Annotated in this window: 18 protein-coding genes, 1 tRNA gene and 1 pseudogene; 3 read left to right on the forward strand and 17 right to left on the reverse strand. The window is 38.2% G+C overall.

Annotated features, from left to right (window positions below):
* Positions 1–80 precede the first annotated feature (80 nt).
* Positions 81–151, forward strand: a tRNA-Cys gene (locus ACAM22_RS08235).
* 196 nt (positions 152–347) lie between these two features.
* Here ACAM22_RS08235 and ACAM22_RS08240 read toward each other — a convergent pair.
* From ACAM22_RS08240 to ACAM22_RS08295, 12 genes and pseudogenes are all read right to left on the reverse strand, one after another.
* A complete protein-coding gene (locus tag ACAM22_RS08240; protein WP_369606673.1) occupies positions 348–1,679 on the reverse strand; it encodes a hemolysin family protein in 1,332 nt (443 codons plus the stop codon).
* Between the two features lie 154 nt (positions 1,680–1,833).
* Positions 1,834–2,658, reverse strand: coding sequence for a DNA-entry nuclease EndA (endA, locus tag ACAM22_RS08245; protein ID WP_153226562.1), 825 nt, complete (start codon positions 2,656–2,658; stop codon positions 1,834–1,836).
* A gap of 38 nt (positions 2,659–2,696) precedes the next feature.
* Positions 2,697–2,885 (reverse strand): DNA-directed RNA polymerase subunit beta, encoded by a 189-nt coding sequence (locus tag ACAM22_RS08250; RefSeq protein WP_025171934.1) that lies wholly within the window; start codon positions 2,883–2,885, stop codon positions 2,697–2,699.
* The gene (gene murA / locus ACAM22_RS08255) at positions 2,878–4,161 is read right to left on the reverse strand and encodes a UDP-N-acetylglucosamine 1-carboxyvinyltransferase (RefSeq protein ID WP_000411904.1); all 1,284 of its coding nucleotides are present in this window, start codon (positions 4,159–4,161) and stop codon (positions 2,878–2,880) included. Before murA ends, ACAM22_RS08250 begins: the two co-directional genes overlap by 8 nt.
* Before the next feature lie 11 nt (positions 4,162–4,172).
* A pseudogene (locus ACAM22_RS08260) lies at positions 4,173–5,215 on the reverse strand (acyltransferase family protein).
* Positions 5,216–5,276: 61 nt separating this feature from the next.
* A complete protein-coding gene (locus tag ACAM22_RS08265; protein ID WP_063612229.1) occupies positions 5,277–5,507 on the reverse strand; it encodes a DUF1146 family protein in 231 nt (76 codons plus the stop codon).
* A 57-nt stretch (positions 5,508–5,564) separates the two neighbouring features.
* Positions 5,565–6,602, reverse strand: coding sequence for a SepM family pheromone-processing serine protease (locus ACAM22_RS08270; RefSeq protein WP_000727281.1), 1,038 nt, complete (start codon positions 6,600–6,602; stop codon positions 5,565–5,567).
* A complete protein-coding gene (coaD, locus tag ACAM22_RS08275) occupies positions 6,586–7,074 on the reverse strand; it encodes a pantetheine-phosphate adenylyltransferase (RefSeq protein WP_261052399.1) in 489 nt (162 codons plus the stop codon). Before coaD ends, ACAM22_RS08270 begins: the two co-directional genes overlap by 17 nt.
* Positions 7,064–7,603, reverse strand: coding sequence for a 16S rRNA (guanine(966)-N(2))-methyltransferase RsmD (gene rsmD / locus ACAM22_RS08280; RefSeq protein WP_004248990.1), 540 nt, complete (start codon positions 7,601–7,603; stop codon positions 7,064–7,066). The genes coaD and rsmD overlap by 11 nt, the downstream gene beginning before the upstream one ends.
* 64 nt (positions 7,604–7,667) lie before the next feature.
* Positions 7,668–8,660 (reverse strand): aspartate--ammonia ligase, encoded by a 993-nt coding sequence (gene asnA / locus ACAM22_RS08285; RefSeq protein WP_000748005.1) that lies wholly within the window; start codon positions 8,658–8,660, stop codon positions 7,668–7,670.
* A 111-nt stretch (positions 8,661–8,771) separates the two neighbouring features.
* Positions 8,772–9,455 carry a Bax inhibitor-1/YccA family protein gene (locus tag ACAM22_RS08290; RefSeq protein WP_261052387.1) on the reverse strand — a complete coding sequence of 228 codons (684 nt, stop codon included), beginning with the start codon at positions 9,453–9,455 and terminating at the stop codon, positions 8,772–8,774.
* Between the two features lie 54 nt (positions 9,456–9,509).
* The gene (locus ACAM22_RS08295) at positions 9,510–10,250 is read right to left on the reverse strand and encodes an RNA methyltransferase (protein ID WP_261052384.1); all 741 of its coding nucleotides are present in this window, start codon (positions 10,248–10,250) and stop codon (positions 9,510–9,512) included.
* A gap of 33 nt (positions 10,251–10,283) precedes the next feature.
* Here ACAM22_RS08295 and ACAM22_RS08300 point away from each other — a divergent pair, with 33 nt between their 5' ends.
* Together ACAM22_RS08300 and yidC are read left to right on the forward strand one after the other, a co-directional pair.
* Entirely contained in the window at positions 10,284–10,562 is a 279-nt protein-coding gene (locus ACAM22_RS08300) for an acylphosphatase (protein WP_033684743.1), read from the forward strand.
* A 78-nt stretch (positions 10,563–10,640) separates the two neighbouring features.
* Positions 10,641–11,567 carry a membrane protein insertase YidC gene (gene yidC, locus ACAM22_RS08305; protein ID WP_369607023.1) on the forward strand — a complete coding sequence of 309 codons (927 nt, stop codon included), beginning with the start codon at positions 10,641–10,643 and terminating at the stop codon, positions 11,565–11,567.
* 178 nt (positions 11,568–11,745) lie between these two features.
* Here yidC and ACAM22_RS08310 read toward each other — a convergent pair whose 3' ends face one another.
* The 5 genes from ACAM22_RS08310 to ACAM22_RS08330 all read right to left on the reverse strand — a co-directional run bounded on the left by ACAM22_RS08310 (position 11,746) and on the right by ACAM22_RS08330 (position 15,770).
* Entirely contained in the window at positions 11,746–12,834 is a 1,089-nt protein-coding gene (locus ACAM22_RS08310; protein ID WP_020901994.1) for a sensor histidine kinase KdpD, read from the reverse strand.
* Positions 12,804–13,490, reverse strand: a complete 687-nt coding sequence (locus ACAM22_RS08315; protein WP_020901993.1) for a response regulator transcription factor — start codon at positions 13,488–13,490, stop codon at positions 12,804–12,806. Before ACAM22_RS08315 ends, ACAM22_RS08310 begins: the two co-directional genes overlap by 31 nt.
* Positions 13,491–13,551: 61 nt before the next feature.
* Entirely contained in the window at positions 13,552–14,271 is a 720-nt protein-coding gene (locus tag ACAM22_RS08320) for an ABC transporter permease (protein ID WP_020901992.1), read from the reverse strand.
* Between the two features lies 1 nt (position 14,272).
* Positions 14,273–15,058: an ABC transporter permease gene (locus tag ACAM22_RS08325; protein ID WP_020901991.1), complete on the reverse strand. Its 786-nt coding sequence runs from the start codon at positions 15,056–15,058 to the stop codon at positions 14,273–14,275.
* A gap of 1 nt (position 15,059) precedes the next feature.
* A complete protein-coding gene (locus ACAM22_RS08330; protein ID WP_020901990.1) occupies positions 15,060–15,770 on the reverse strand; it encodes an ABC transporter ATP-binding protein in 711 nt (236 codons plus the stop codon).
* Positions 15,771–16,016 lie beyond the last annotated feature (246 nt).

A 16,016-nucleotide genomic window follows, 5' to 3' on the forward strand; every position in this document is an offset into this window, starting at 1 on the left:
ATATTTAGGCTTATTGATACAAAAAATCTGAAAAAGCTATTGACTGAAAATCATTTTCAAGGTATAATAATAAACGTTAAGGCGGTATAGCCAAGTGGTAAGGCACGGCTCTGCAAAAGCTTGATCGTCGGTTCAAATCCGTCTACCGCCTTCTATAACTTGATTTATCAGGTTTCATTTAAATAGAAAGCCCAATTTAAAGGGCTTTTTTCTTTTTCCTCGAATAAATACGTATAACCTTAAAAAACTTTTGGGGCGGATTTGGGGGCTGAGTTTTTCGAGGATACTATTCCCTTTTAAAACAACTGAAAAAAGCTTTGTCACTCATGATGACAAAAGCCTCTAATTTACTCTGTTTCTTCTTCTATTTCGACTTCTGTGATTTGGACTTTTACCTTGGTAACACGTCCATTTTTCACTTTATCATTGGTTAAGATAAGCTGTTTGTTTTGGCTAACTAATTCATAGCTGAGTTTCTCAGTCGTTGGAATGGTCCCAACTCCTGTCAAATAATAACCAGCGATAGTATCAACGTCATCACTTTCCAGTTCAACATCAAAGTAGTCATTAAAATCATTGAGATTCATGGTACCTTGAACGATATAGGTATCTTCTCCAATTTGATGAACTTCGATTTCAGCCTTATCCGTTTCGTCATCGATTTCCCCAACAATTTCCTCTAAGAGGTCTTCCAGAGTCACCAAACCAGCCATACCACCGTATTCATCCAGCAAGATTGCCATTTGTCTTTGGGTATTGCGCAATTCTTTTAGTAAGTCATCTACAAAAATGGTTTCAGGAACAAAGAGTGGATCTTGTAAGATTCTCTTCCAAACAATATTGTCAAAACCATCTACAAATGCTGCATTAAGGAGACTCTTGGTGTGAATAATCCCAATCACATTGTCCTTATCCCCATCATAAACTGGTATACGGGAGAAGTTTTGTTTTAAAATACTTTGAATAATGGCTTGACTATCATCCTGAATATCGACCATAAAGGCATCCGTTCGAGGAACCATGACTTCTCTGGCCATCAGTTCGTCCAGTGAAAAAATCCCCTGCAACATCTCAATTTCGTCAGCATCTAGTGTTTCTTCACTATTTGTCAGCATATACTCAATTTCATCACGTGTCATTTTTTCATCAGCATCGTCAAAGGTCATAGGAGTCAAGCGACTCAATAGATTGGTAGATGCAGATAAGAGCCAAACAAAGGGACTAACTAATTTCCCCAGCCCGATAATAACTGGCGCTGTACGAATCGCCAAGGCATCCTTTAGATTAAGAGCAATTCTCTTAGGATACAATTCCCCAAAAACGATGGAAATATAAGTCAAAAATGCTAAAGATAGAAAACTTGCAACGGCATAAGCTGTTTCGCCATTTCCAAGCCAAGATGCAATTTCTCGTCCCAGAGTTTCTGCCAAACTCGCCCCTGATAAGATCGTAATCAGGGTAATCCCTACTTGAATAGTTGATAAAAAGTGATTAGGATTTTCTAGTACCTTCAGCAGACGGATATAGCGTCTATCTCCTTCTTCTGCCTTTTGTTCAACCCGCGCACGGTTAAGTGAAACCATGGCCATTTCTGTGGCTGAGAAAAAGGCATTTAACACCGTCAAGATAAACAATAAAACAAATTGTAGCAACAAATTCTGACTACTTGGGTCTTCCATAGTTCTTCTCCTAAAATAGTATCTTGTCACTTATTATATCACAAAATCTAGTTCAGTACATATTATTTTTTTCTTAGTACCTATTCTAGCCCTGCTTAAACTAGTAAGAAAGAACTCCTATATCCACAAGTGACATAGGAGTTTATCTTATCTTTTACTGAGTTACAGTTACTTCTCCAGTTCGGTAATCCAGTTGAAGTCCCTTTTGAACATTGGGAACTAGAACATTAAATTCCAATTCTCCGTCTGAAGACTTGGCTTCAATCTGTGAAGCTGAAGGAACTAAATCCTCGTTCGAAGCGTAGTAAAGGGTTACACGGTAACGAACACGCTTGTTTTGGTCCAAGGCTTTACGCACCATGCTTTCATAGTAGTTTTGACCAGTCGAATCCTCGGCCTGTGCCTGATTGGCCCAGGCTGTCTGGACAGCAATATTTTTAGGATTACTTGTTGAGGCATCAAAACCATCCAAGCCACCAATTAAGGCATAGCCTAACAAATGACCTCTATCAACCGCATGGGTATAAGTACCCTTTAGATTCTTGACCTGATGCCAACCTGGTGGAGTCCAAGAAGTCGAACCATTCCCAGTTTCTTCCCGATTCTTGTACTGGCGAGTAGCCTTAGACAAGAGTGCATTAGCTACGGTTGGTACCGTTTCCTTGCCCACTGTCTTTGTTTTATTATCAGCGTAGGGCTTACTTGAAACCTTGGCATCTAGATTTGTTTTATTACCATTGACGATAAAAGCACCTGATCCATTCCACTCCAGGCTCCCTTTTATTTGGCTTTTGACTGCATCTGTTAAGACACTTTCTGCCAATTCTTGACTAGGAGCTTCAGACGCTTGTTTTTTCTGACTAAGCTTGGTTTTGGGACTATTAGCTGTCGACTGCATCTGCTTGATATAGTAGCTTCCCGCAGATAAGAGTAATAACACTAGCAGTCCGATCAGTGTCTGTCTTGTTTTTTTATTCATATTTCTCCTTATCTCTAGAAAAAGGCTGGTTCTCCAGCCTAATTTCCTGTAAATTTATGAATCAATTCCTGCCATTTTGCTGGAGACAAGATAGCCCATGGATCTTGACCCTTGCCCAAGATTCCATAGCCGACCATTAAGCCGATTCCTAGGGCTAGAGCACCTAAAAACAATACCAAAATGACTAAAAGTAAACGCTTGATTACATAGCTTGATTTCTTACTCATCTTCATCGCTTGCCTCAATCCGCTGAATCTTAGCACCTAGCTGCGCCAACTTCTCATGGAATCGGTAATAACCTCTATCCAAGTGAACCAATTTACCGACCACTGTTTCTCCCTGCGCTACCAAACCTGTCAAAATCAAGGCTGCGCTGGCACGAAGGTCAGTAGAAAGAACTTCTGCACCCTGCAAAGCTTGTCCACCAACAATACGAGCTGTATCACGGATAATCTCAGAATGCAATCCCATACGTCTCATTTCTTCTAGGTGTTGGAAACGATTTTCAAAAACTGTCTCCACCATAGTTGATTCCCCTTTTGCGACAGTCATCAAGGCTGTAAATTGGGCCTGCATATCCGTTGGAAAACCTGGGTGTGGCAAAGTTTTCACATGAACAGCTTTTAGATTTTCTAGTTGAGAGCGAACGCGAATTCCTTCAGTCTCCTCTGTCACTTCCACTCCCATTTCAAGCAATTTGGCAATCAAGGGACGGTTATGCTCCCAGACAGCGTCTTTAATCAAGACATCACCACCAGTCATGGCAGCAGCTACCATAAAGGTTCCTGCTTCGATACGGTCTTGGACTACATTGTGAGTCGTACCGTGAAGTTTCTCAACACCGGTAATGGTAATGGTCTCTGTACCAGCACCTTTGACCTTGGCTCCCATTTCATTGAGGAGAATGGCTAGGTCCACAATCTCAGGCTCACGCGCAGCATTTTCAATCACTGTCACCCCATCAGCCAGCGTCGCTGCCATCATCAAGTTCTGAGTAGCACCAACACTTGGAAAGTCCATATAGATATGAGCTCCATGTAAGCGATCAGCCTTGGCTTCGATATAACCAGCTGTCTGACTAATCTTAGCCCCCATAGCTTCTAGACCTTTCAAATGAAGATCAATAGGGCGGCTGCCAATCGTACAACCACCTGGCATGGATACTTTAGCATGACCTACACGAGCAAGAATTGGTCCCAAGACAACGATAGATGCACGCATCTTGCTAACATACTTGTAGGGAGCCTCCTCTGTGATATCGCCAGTCGCATCCACCTCGACAAGATGAGCTTCTTCATTAAAATCCACCTTGGCATTTAAACCACGAACCACCTGATTCATAGTGAAAACATCTGACAAGATAGGAACATTCTGCAAGACAGTCTTTCCTTCACTTGCTAGAATAGTCGCCGCCAACAAGGGCAAGACTGCATTCTTTGCTCCTTCAATCGTAACACTTCCTACCAGACGATTATCGCCACCTTGAACCACAATTTTTTCCATACTTATTTCCTTTACTCTTGATTTTGTAATAGACTTACTTTCTTTGTAATTCTATTAACTAATTTATTAATAATCCAAGCTAAAATTAGACTAAGGATCAGCACAAAAAATGTAAATATCACATCATTTACTCTGGATGACACAAATATTTTTCCTAGCATAGAAATAACTAATCCATGTATCATATATAATTCAAATGATATACTACCTATTAAAATCAAATATATATTTGAAAAATTTATTTTTTTCAAAAAAACAATAATAAAGTAGATTGTAAAAATAATATTATCTAAATTAGCGGCTAACGCGTAACTATAACTATCTTCTAAATGCACATACCTCAACAAAATGTCGTATTGATGTGAAATAAAGAGTAACACTGTTACTAAAACAAGTATGATAAAATAATGTCTATCTAAAACTCCATCAATTTTCTTTTTATTTTTAGCCCATATTAAGCCAATGATGAAGGGAAAAACACTATTATACCACCAAAAACCGTAACCTAATTTTATAGCTAAACAAATATAACCAATTATGAATACTGTATTGATAACAATAGAAATAAACTTATTTTGAAGAACTTAAATGATACATAAAAAAATATATACATTAGAATTATAATATCGACAAACCATCCATTATAAATAATTGTACTTCCTTTTTTAAATAAATTAGCAAAAAAATCTAAATCCATTAATTGACCGTTTAAAAATCTATAAAACATATAAATCAAAGATATAGAAAAAAATGGAACTAGAATTTTAGAAAGTCTCTTAACTAAAAAATTATCTAGATAGTTTTTCTTATTTTCGTTCTGAAAATACAATCCATAGGCTGATAAAAAGAAGAAAATAGAAACGATATAAGTTCCCATATAGGAAAAATTAGAAAACTCATCACCAGATGTAACCCATTGTGACAAATGATGAAATATTATTCCTATAGCTAGAAATCCTCTAAGCCCTGATGTAGATTTAACATTTAGATATTCCTTATTTTGAGGTAACAAATAAATTGATAGCGTTATCAATAATAAGATTATAATATCCATGAATTCTATTTCTCCCTATAAGTTTAATAATATCTTGAAAGTAATTTCTTAAACACGCAAATTATAATAATCCTCTAAGCGCTTCTTGCCACAGTTGATACAGGCTGATAAAGAAAGAACTCATGATATAGCCCATTACAATGCTGAAAAGAGCAATCAATAAACGGACTTTTCTTGTATTCTCAGCTGTCACTTTTAAAACCTTTTCCCATCTAACAAGATCCTTTAAAAGGTAAAAACTCACATAAATAAAGAGCATGTGACTGCTTAGAGTGAATAATAATTGAACCATTTGACTATTATACCATCTTCTCTGTTTGTGCGCTAGTTTGGAAACTTCACTTAAAAATTAGGGATTGTTTTTCAAGTAATCAATTGCATCTTGTAGGGTTTTAACTGGCACGATTTTCATATCTGTCTTGATTGTTTTGGCTGCTTCTAGGGCTGTTTGGTAGTTGTTTTTCGCATCCGGATGCGCTTTTTGTTCTTCTTCGCTAACAGGATTATCTGGGGCAAAGAAAATCGCGGCACCTTCTCTAGCCGAAGCTACGACTTTCTTATCAATACCTCCAATGTCCCCCACATTCCCATCGCGGTCAATGGTTCCTGTACCGGCAACGATACGGCCATTACGAAGGCCAGGGTCAGCTATTTGGGTATAGATAGCCAGACTAAACATGAGTCCTGCACTTGGACCGCCAATACCAGCCGTCGAAAAGCGAATTGGGACATCACTTGTTACTTCTGTACGGTCAATCAAGCCGATTCCAATCCCATTTTTGCCATTTTCCAAGGTGATAATCTTTCCTTCCGCAGACTTGGTTTGCCCATCCTCTTCATAAGTTACCTTGACAGAATCCCCTAGTTTTTGAGAATTGACGTAATCAATCAAGTCTTTGGAACTATCAAAGGTCTGATCATTGACTGCTGTGACCGTATCAGAGATGTTGAGAATCCCTTTAAAGGTCGAATTATCTGTCACAGTCAAAACATAAACCCCAAGATATTTTAGTTCAATATCCTTACCAGCTGTTTTTAGCCCTTGATACTTGGCCATATTTTGCGATGTCTGCATGTAGAATTGATTAATTCGCATAAATTCAACATCGGAAGAGCCACCTGTAGTCTCCTGAGCACTACGAATATCTGTAAAAGGCGTCAACCAAGCATAAATCATATGGGCTAAAGTAGCGTGCTGGACACCAACCGTAACGAATTGATAGGCACCAGCTTCCTTATCTTCTGTGTCATTTACTTTAAGGACTTGGCGAATATCTTCCGAACCACCTGGAACCTCTATATAATAAGGCAAGGGCACTACAAACGCCAAGAAAGTCACAATCAAGGCCGCAATGACATATAAGGGCCATCTAATCTTTTTTTTCATTTCTTATTTCCTCCAAAATACTCTCGGGAACATAGCAGGCAATATCCTGACCAAACTTCAATAACTCCCTAACACCGGATGAACTGAGATAGAGATGTTCAGGTCTGCTATGTAAATAAATGGTCTCTATATCAGGAGACAGCTGATGATTGTAGTAATCAAAACTGGCTTCATATTGCAAATCCAACGCATTTCTCAAGCCTCGCACTAGGAAAGTAGCCCCCAGTCTTTTTGCAACATCAACCACCAATTCATCATGAGAAGACACGACTTCAACATTTCCCAAATGTTTCAAAGCCTTTTCTAGCCCCCTTTTACGATTTTCGATAGGAAGAAATCCTTGTTTGTGGGGGTTAAAAAAAATACCGACATAGAGCTTGTCAAAGAGTTTGCTAGCTCGCTCAATGATATCCAGATGCCCATTTGTCATCGGATCAAATGAGCCTGTGAATAAGCCAATCTTATCTGACATAGACTGTCACCTTACTAATTCCATAAATTTTTTCCTTCCAGATACCCAGGCAGGCAATTTCTTCTGGAAGTTCAACGGCCTTATCCGTCTCACACACGACCATAATATCTTCAGAAAATAGCTCTCTCTCAGCCATTTTTTCAATATCTGCTACGATTTGTTCCTTGGCATAAGGAGGGTCTAAGAAAATGAGGTCGAATTCCCCAGATACCTGTTCCAATGCCCGTTCTGCATCCATCTTGAGGAGTTGAAATTTTCCAACTTCCTTGGTCATCCGAATATTTTCAGCCACGATGGTCTGAGCCTTACGGTCTCTCTCCACCAAAACAGCGCTAGACATGCCACGCGATACTGCTTCGATAGATAAACCACCACTACCTGCATAAAGGTCCAAGACTCGTCCACCTTCAAAGTAGGGACCAATCATGTTAAAAATGGCTCCCCTAACCTTATCCGAAGTGGGCCTTGTCGTCTTGCCTTCTAGTGTCTTGAGGGGGCGTCCCCCATAGATTCCTGATACGATTTTCATACCGTTTATTATACCAAATTATAGGCGAAAAGAGAAAGAAAACCGAACCTTGCGGTTCGATTCTCTACAAAATATTTTCGTAAGTATCGCGGACTTCCTGAGGCCAAACACTTGTTTGCACTTCTCCGATGTGTTTCTTGCGAAGTAGGAACATGGCCATACGAGATTGTCCAATTCCTCCACCGATTGTCAACGGGAATAGGCCATTCAACAAAGCCTTGTGCCATTCCAATTCCAAGCGGTCCTCATCACCGGTAATTTCTACTTGACGGCGAAGGGTTTCTTCATCTACACGAATCCCCATAGAAGACAACTCAAAGGCTCCACCTAGAGACTCATTCCAGACAAGAATATCGCCATTCAGACCCTTGTAGCCATTTTCAGATTCGCTTGTCCAGTCATCATAGTCTGGTGCACGCCCATCGTGCGGTTTACCGTCTGGTAATTCACCACCGATACCGATCAAGAAGACTGCTCCAAATTCTTTACAAATAGCATTTTCACGCTCTTTTGGTGTCAAGTCTGGGTAGCGTTCTACCAACTCTTCTGTGTGGATAAAAGTGATTTGTTTTGGCAAGATTGACTCGATGTCATAGCGGGCTTCAACAGCTAGCTCAGTAAGGCGAATGGCCTTGTAAATCTTCTCAACTGTTTCTTTTAGATAAGCGATGTTACGCTTACCATTTGGGATAACCTTCTCCCAGTCCCACTGGTCAACATAAACAGAGTGGGTTGCATCCAGCGAGTCTTCGTCTGGACGAAGGGCTTTCATGTGGACGAAAAGACCTTCACCCTCACCGAAACCAAAGCGAGCTAGAGTATGGCGTTTCCATTTAGCAAGTGAATGCACCACTTCATAAGTAGCATCAGGGATTTGGAGAACCTTGACCGATACGGCATTCTCAACACCTGATAAGTTGTCCTGCATCCCGTCACCGACCCTACTCAAGATAGGACCTTGAACTTCGACAACTTCTAGCTTGTCTTTCAAATACTGAGTAAAAGTGTTTTTGACAAAGGAAATTTCTTCTTGTTGGTGGATAAAACTTTTCTTCATAAACTACTCCTCAAAAAATTAATTAAAAGCATTATACACCTATTTCCAAGAAAAGGAAAGAGCAAATATAAAAAAATCAGTGCTCCTTCGAACACTGATGTTAGGGACCTTCTAGTCATTGCGACCAAAGATACGTAGAATACTTAGGAAAAGATTGATAAAATCAAGATAGATACTGAGAGCCATTGACACAACCCAACCTGTCGCTACACGACCTTGTGATTGCTCATAGGCATAGCGAATCCTTTGGTTGTCCCAAGCAATCAGCCCAGAGAAGACCAAGACCATGGCTACGCTAATCATATAATCAAAGAAACCACTAGCCAAGAAAATATTGACTACCATAGCAATCAGCAGACCAATAAGAGCAGCCATCATAGCCCGACCAAGGCCACTCAAATCTTTCTTAGTGAACATACCGACTGCCGCCATGACAAAGAAGAGAAGGGCGCTTGATACAAAGGCAGACAAAACTGTACCCGGAGTATAGAAGGCCACCACAAAACTAAGGGTAAAGCCGTTTAATACTGAGTAAAGTAAAAATACTGGAAGAGCCGCTGGACTATTCTTTAAGGCCATGTTACTAGCAACGAAGACCAGAGCTAGCTCTGCTAAGGTTGCAATGGTCAACCAGAGGCGTCCCTGCATCAAAAAGTAAACCAACTGAGATTGAAAGACCGTCAACATAAGACCTGATACTAAAGCGGATAATCCGATCCCCAGACCAACAAAGGCATAGACTTTAGCGTAAAATTGATTGAGACCTGCGCGGTCGTGAATAATAGTGTGATTCATCTTTTCTCCTTTTCTATGAACATCTTTCCTTGATTATAACAAAGAAAGTTAAAATTAGCTTAAATGGAAAATTAAAATACCGGCCGCAACGGCAACATTGAGACTCTCGGCCTGCCCCTTCATGCTAATATGGACCAATTGATCTGCACTTTCAGCCATGAGGGAACTAATTCCTTGACCCTCATTTCCCATGACTAGTACAAAATTTTCTATAGGAGGCAGTTCTCTGTAATCAACAGAATCTTTAGATAGGGTTGTCGCCAGCACATGTATACCTGCCTTTTTAGCTTTCTCGAGAAGCACTTGATTAGACATCCGGTAAATAGGCAGATGAAAATGACTGCCTTGCATGGAACGTAAAGTCTTGAGACTGTAGGTATCTGCCGATTTATCTGAAACAATCACTCCAGTAAAACCTGCTGCATCCGCAGTTCGAATGATCGTTCCCACATTACCAGGATCTTGCACATCTTCCAAAAACAAGAACTTGCCCTGACTAAAGTCAGTTTGTTCTACTTCTTCTTTTTGAACCACCGCAACAATTCCCTGTGGAGTCTGAGAATCTGCCAAATCCAGCAAAATATCCTCTGACACCCAGACAGTTTGCGGAAAAGCAGCTAACTGATCTCGGTAACTTTCTAGGGCAAAAATCTTCTCAATCGTCACCCCAGCTTGAACAGCTTCTTCAAACAAGTGCCAGCCTTCAATCAAATAGGCAGACTTGCGGTATTTTTTTTGGTGTAATTTCTTGGCATTTTTTACCACAGAATTGGCTTTTGAGGTTATAATAGTCATAGAAATATTATAACACAATCAAAGGGGTTTGGTATGCAAAAGGTTAGAATGATTGCCCAAGGTAGGGTGCAAGGAGTCGGCTTTCGTTGGGGTGTTTACAGCTTAGCACTTGAAATTGGTGGCATCACAGGTCGAGTATGGAATAACGACGATGGCACAGTGGAAATTTTAGCCCAAGCAAACTCATCTGCTACCATGGCAAAATTTATCCAAGAAATCCGCAAAGGACCAACACCTTTTTCAAAAATCAGCTACTTAGATGTCAAACTAAGCAACTTTCCTCCCTACCCTGACTTTAAAATCGCAAATTAGGTCTCTAGAACTATTGTATATTTTGTAAAAAAACAGTAGAATAGAAAGGTATTATTTTTAAAAGAAGGAATGAACAAATTGAAAGCTATTAAACGTTTTGCCCTCTCAGCTATGGGAGTGGCTATGTTGCTAGTCTTAACTGGCTGTGTCAATGTCGATAAAACCACAGGCCAGCCAACAGGATTGGTTTGGAATACTATCGGAGCGCCTATGGCTGAAGCCATTAAGTACTTCGCCAATGACAAGGGACTTGGTTTTGGGGTTGCTATCATCATCGTAACTATTATCGTGCGCTTGATTATCTTGCCACTTGGTATCTACCAATCATGGAAAGCAACTCTGCACTCTGAAAAGATGAACGCCCTCAAGCACGTCCTTGAGCCACACCAAACGCGTCTCAAAGAAGCAACTACTCAAGAAGAAAAACTCGAAGCCCAACAAGCTCTCTTTGCCGCTCAAAAAGAGCACGGCATCAGCATGTTTGGTGGTGTAGGATGTTTCCCTATTCTCCTTCAAATGCCTTTCTTCTCAGCTATCTACTTTGCTGCCCAACATACTGAAGGGGTTGCTCAAGCAAGCTACCTAGGCATTCCTCTAGGTTCTCCAAGTATGATTTTGGTTGCCTGCGCAGGTGTCCTTTACTATCTTCAATCGCTCCTTTCACTTCACGGAGTAGAAGACGAAACGCAAAGAGAACAAATCAAGAAAATGGCTTACGTGAGCCCAATCACGATTGTTGTCTTCTCCCTCATTTCACCAGCCAGTGTCACACTTTACTGGGTTGTCGGTGGTTTCATGATGATTCTCCAACAGTTTATCGTCAACTATATCGTTCGTCCAAAACTTCGCAAAAAAGTCCGTGAAGAACTGGCAAAGAACCCACCAAAAGCAAGTACTTTCTCTACACCAAGTGGACGAAAAGACGTTACCCCTGGACAACCAACTGCTATCACAAGCAAGAAAAAACATAAAAATCGCAACGCTGGAAAACAACGTTCGAGATAAGGCTACGTAAATTATCCAATAATTAAAAAAACGAATGAATGATAAATAGTTTTCATCAACTAGATATCATCATTCGTTTTTATTATCTACCGTTACATCTTATACTAATCGAAAACGTTAAATAGTTTAAAAGCTCACATATAAAAAACTATTCAATCATAAATTAACAAGTAAATCACTATGATTTAATACAATTCACAGTTATTAAAACTTCTGCTCCCGCGTCTCTATTTCTAAGCTCAACTCGGCCTTTGTGTAGTTTTGCAACTCTACATACAAAACTAAGTCCAATACCATAATGTTGCTCTTTAACCGATCTAGCTTTATCCATACGATAAAAGAGCTTTCCAAAATTATTTAAAACTTCATCTGGAAATTCCGAGCCATTATTCCATATGCCTATTTTCAATTCTTTCTCCTCTTGCTCTACCCTAATGTTAATTTTAGGATTCTGTTTATCGGCGTATTCCAAAGCATTTGTTAAAATATTTTGTATGGCACGAATCAGAAGAGATGGATTTATATAATAGTTTTCAGTTCCTTTCACATTTTGTTCAAAAGAAAACTTCATCTGATTTTTTATCAAAAAAGAGACTTCTTTCTCTAATTCATTGATAAAATCTGAAGAGGAATACTCCGTCCAACCTGTCTCATCATCATAATAGGTTTTAGAATAGTGAATCAATTGATTGAAATAATCTAGTAACTGTTGACTAGCTCTTTCTATATCTGCTAAGCATTCTTGAGATTGGTCGTTTTCAGTTATCGTCTGCAAAAATTCCACATTTCCCCTAATAATGGTTAAGGGAGTTTTTAAATCATGAGAAGCTGCTGAAACCTGAAACATTAAATCTTCCTTCTGCTGTTTCTCATCAACTATTAATTGTCGAATTCTATCTTGCATCACAATAATCCGATTTCCTGTCTCGCGAAATTCTTTAACCGTTAAACTTTCTGTACATTCCTTCTCCAACCACATACTATTTTCATAAATCAAAGTCATTTCATAACTCAGTTTTTTCAACAATTTTCCAATGTGATAACTTATTAGAATAATCAATAAAACACAAATATATATCCATGATGACACATTAAAAAAGATTGATAGAACACCACTATTGTTTAAAGGTTTCCCATCTTCATTTATTTGTATAGATACTGAAGCTAAGGGAATAAGATAGGCCATTAGTAAGCCAAGACTAAACTGCCAAATAATTCTCCAACAGGTTTCTCGAATTAATTGTCTAAAACTTTTGATTCTACCCATTGATATCCTCCACCATACAAGGTTTTAATTGGATTTAATTGATAAGGTTTCAGCTTTTGACGAATTTGATAAATATACTCTGAAACCGAACGTAAAAGAGCTTCGGAACTTTGTGGATATAGATAATTATAAATTTCCTCTATAGAGTATATTCTACTTGGGGTGCTTGCTAAAAGATTCACTATATCAAATTCCCTCCTTGTCAAGGCAATCTTATCATCGTTTACAAATAGTTCCTTACTATCCGTATATAGTATAAGCTTCCCAATCTTTATTTGATGAACATTTCCTTTAGTCCGTTCTTCACGACGCAAGTGCATTTTAACACGTGCTAAAAGTTCTTGCATACTAAAGGGCTTCATAATATAATCATCAGCACCTGCATTGATTCCAGCTACTAAGTCTTCATCCATATCCTTGGCAGTTATAAAACAGATAGGAACAGTTATCTGCTCGCGAATCATCTGACAGATTTCTAAACCACTAACAGGCATCATAATATCTAATAGAATCAAGTCAAAGCCTGTAAAATCACAAAGATCAATCTCTTCTATCTTATTTCGTATGACTACTTCATATTTTTCATATTCTAGTACTTTTTTTATTAGGCGAAGAATAGCAAGATCATCATCTACAACCAAAATTTTATAAGCCATAACTCACCCTCCTGAATATATTATAGCACTAACTGAGAAAAAGACAGGATATCCCCTGTCTTTAGCGTACATTTTTTCCTATAAGTATCAATGTAGCAAATAGAAAAACAATTAATAACCAAACTATTTGTATCCCTAAGCCTTGCCACACTGGATAATAAAGAGACAATGGATAGGTATAAAAACAATTCATACTAGCCAGTAATGGTAAATTTCTAAAAAAAGAACTGAATTGTAATAACATTTGTCCCAACCCCAATAAAAGGGATAAACTTATTCCCAAAATTAAGATAAAAGACTGGGAAATAAATACAAAAATACCACTTAAAAGAGAGAAGGTTAGAATAGAAATACAAGCTGGAAATAGAATTGTTAGAACATGTTTAATATTACTCAAAAGATTGATATTGTAGTATCCTTGCGCGATTAGTATGCATAATGATATTACAGCAACCAATAATACAATTTCCATACATAATACAATAGCTAGTTTACAGATTATAAATATCAAACGATTTGGACATGTAAGAAAACTGGTACGAAGGCTAGAACCTGTAAATTCTTGACCTATAAATAGAACAGCTAGACTAATGAAACCCGCCTGTCCTAAATAGAGACTTTGCAGTAGCTGTTCCAAAACAAACTGTAGGGTCAACTGGTCTGGCTTATTATTTAAAAAAATAACTAACGCTGGAACACACAGTAATAGAGCACCTATAATCAACCAGTGCCACGGATTCATAATAAACTTGAGATACTCACTTTTAAGTTGCTCTTTCAACTTATTCACCTCCTCCAATATCTGACTTAAGTAAGCGGTAGATTGCTAAAGCCAAGAATGAGAAGTTCCAACAAAGTAAAAGTAAAATATTTTGTAAACTATTATATTCTAAAATTTGAGGAGATGTAGCAATCAATCCTTGCCCCAATGCAACTGGAAGAAATTTTGCAACCGATATATAGTTTGCTAAGAATGTTCCTAAATTGTAGACTTGAGGAAGCAAAAATAATAGAGGAACAATGGCTGTTTTAAATGTCAAAGCCATAATATAGGCCAGCAGTCCCAACAAAGTCCAAGCTATACTGGCTAAAAATATATAGAACCAAACTGTTCCATTTAGTAAAAAAAGCAATAAGCCATCTTGTCCTAAAACATAATGTGTCATGTTAATTGTCAAGAATATTGATAGAAAGGAAATGATAAAAGAAAATATAAGCCAAACTAATGTTTTTGAAACTAGGAAAGTACTTCGATTTGTAACAGAGAGGAGGCTTGTACGAATAGCCAAGCCTTTGTATTCCTCGGCTCCGTAAATTGAGCCTAGGATAATCATAATAAAAACACCAAATAAAGTGACATCAAAACCTAAAAATTCAATAGGAGGTAAGGCCTCTGCTAAATCTGGATTTGTCTCTGGTGTAGCATGGATACCAACTGAAACAATTTGAGAAGCACCAATATTTGCTAAAAACGTTTGAAATACCAGTATCAAGAATAGTACAACATGAGTAGCTCTATTATAAAGTAATTTCAATATTTCAGAATGAAGAGAGTAAATAAGTGCCATGTCACTTCCCTCCCTCTGTTAAACTAAAGAAGACTTCCTCTAGTGAAGAAAGATTTTTCATCACTTCTTGTAAAGTCCCTTTTATAAGAACTTTTCCTTTATTTATGATAACTACATCATCTGTTACTGCTTCCACTTCCGATAATATATGAGATGACAGTAAGACGGTCTTCCCTTCTTGAGCTTGTTTTTTTATAAACTCTCTAAACCACCGAATTCCTCTTGGATCCAACCCATTAGTCGGTTCATCCAATATCAGATATTGAGGATTTCCTAATAGAGCTGTTGCAATTCCCAAGCGTTGTCCTTCTCCTAATGATAATTTCCCAATTTTAGATTTTTTCTTATGACTAATATCCACCATATCCAAGACTTGTTCAATTCGCTGACTGGATATCCCATTACTAGCAGCAACAATTTTCAAATGTTGATAAACAGTCCGATCATCAGGAGCTCCTACACTGTCAAATGAAGCTCCTACAGTCTTTAGAGGAAATTTTAATTCCTTATAAGTTTGATCTCCAATTTTGGTAAGACCAGATGTTGCTTTGTCTAATCCTAATAAAATACGTAAGGTTGAACTTTTACCAGCTCCATTTGGACCCAGGAAAGCAGTCACTTTACCTGCTTTTGCTTCAAAAGAAATATCTTTTAAAATTTGAGTTTGGCCATACGACTTACATAAATTTTTAATGGTAATACTTTGTTCCATAGATGTTCTCCTATTCTATTTAATATTTCTAAAAGTAACTATATCTTATACACTCATTTTCGGATTTTTTTCAGAATTTAGAGAGTAAAAAAGATTTAATACTCAATGAAAATCAAAGAGCAAACTAGGAAGCTAGCCGCAGGCTGCTCAAAACACGGTTTTGAGGTTGTAGATAAGACTGACGAAGTCAGTCACATATATACGACAAAGCGACGCTGACGTGGTTTGAAGAGATTTTCGAAGAGT

The organism is Streptococcus sp. SN-1 (genome assembly GCF_041154385.1).
Taxonomy (GTDB): Bacteria; Bacillota; Bacilli; order Lactobacillales; family Streptococcaceae; genus Streptococcus; species Streptococcus mitis_CT.

Excerpts from the sequence above, each read along its gene's own strand:
- ACAM22_RS08240 (WP_369606673.1), bottom strand. The coding sequence starts at position 1,679 with ATGGAAGACCCAAGTAGTCAGAATTTGTTGCTACAATTTGTTTTATTG.
- endA (WP_153226562.1), bottom strand. The coding sequence starts at position 2,658 with ATGAATAAAAAAACAAGACAGACACTGATCGGACTGCTAGTGTTATTA.
- ACAM22_RS08250 (WP_025171934.1), bottom strand. The coding sequence starts at position 2,885 with ATGAGTAAGAAATCAAGCTATGTAATCAAGCGTTTACTTTTAGTCATT.
- murA (WP_000411904.1), bottom strand. The coding sequence starts at position 4,161 with ATGGAAAAAATTGTGGTTCAAGGTGGCGATAATCGTCTGGTAGGAAGT.
- ACAM22_RS08265 (WP_063612229.1), bottom strand. The coding sequence starts at position 5,507 with ATGGTTCAATTATTATTCACTCTAAGCAGTCACATGCTCTTTATTTAT.
- ACAM22_RS08270 (WP_000727281.1), bottom strand. The coding sequence starts at position 6,602 with ATGAAAAAAAAGATTAGATGGCCCTTATATGTCATTGCGGCCTTGATT.
- coaD (WP_261052399.1), bottom strand. The coding sequence starts at position 7,074 with ATGTCAGATAAGATTGGCTTATTCACAGGCTCATTTGATCCGATGACA.
- rsmD (WP_004248990.1), bottom strand. The coding sequence starts at position 7,603 with ATGAAAATCGTATCAGGAATCTATGGGGGACGCCCCCTCAAGACACTA.
- asnA (WP_000748005.1), bottom strand. The coding sequence starts at position 8,660 with ATGAAGAAAAGTTTTATCCACCAACAAGAAGAAATTTCCTTTGTCAAA.
- ACAM22_RS08290 (WP_261052387.1), bottom strand. The coding sequence starts at position 9,455 with ATGAATCACACTATTATTCACGACCGCGCAGGTCTCAATCAATTTTAC.
- ACAM22_RS08295 (WP_261052384.1), bottom strand. The coding sequence starts at position 10,250 with ATGACTATTATAACCTCAAAAGCCAATTCTGTGGTAAAAAATGCCAAG.
- ACAM22_RS08300 (WP_033684743.1), top strand. The coding sequence starts at position 10,284 with ATGCAAAAGGTTAGAATGATTGCCCAAGGTAGGGTGCAAGGAGTCGGC.
- ACAM22_RS08310 (WP_020901994.1), bottom strand. The coding sequence starts at position 12,834 with ATGGGTAGAATCAAAAGTTTTAGACAATTAATTCGAGAAACCTGTTGG.
- ACAM22_RS08315 (WP_020901993.1), bottom strand. The coding sequence starts at position 13,490 with ATGGCTTATAAAATTTTGGTTGTAGATGATGATCTTGCTATTCTTCGC.
- ACAM22_RS08325 (WP_020901991.1), bottom strand. The coding sequence starts at position 15,058 with ATGGCACTTATTTACTCTCTTCATTCTGAAATATTGAAATTACTTTAT.
- ACAM22_RS08330 (WP_020901990.1), bottom strand. The coding sequence starts at position 15,770 with ATGGAACAAAGTATTACCATTAAAAATTTATGTAAGTCGTATGGCCAA.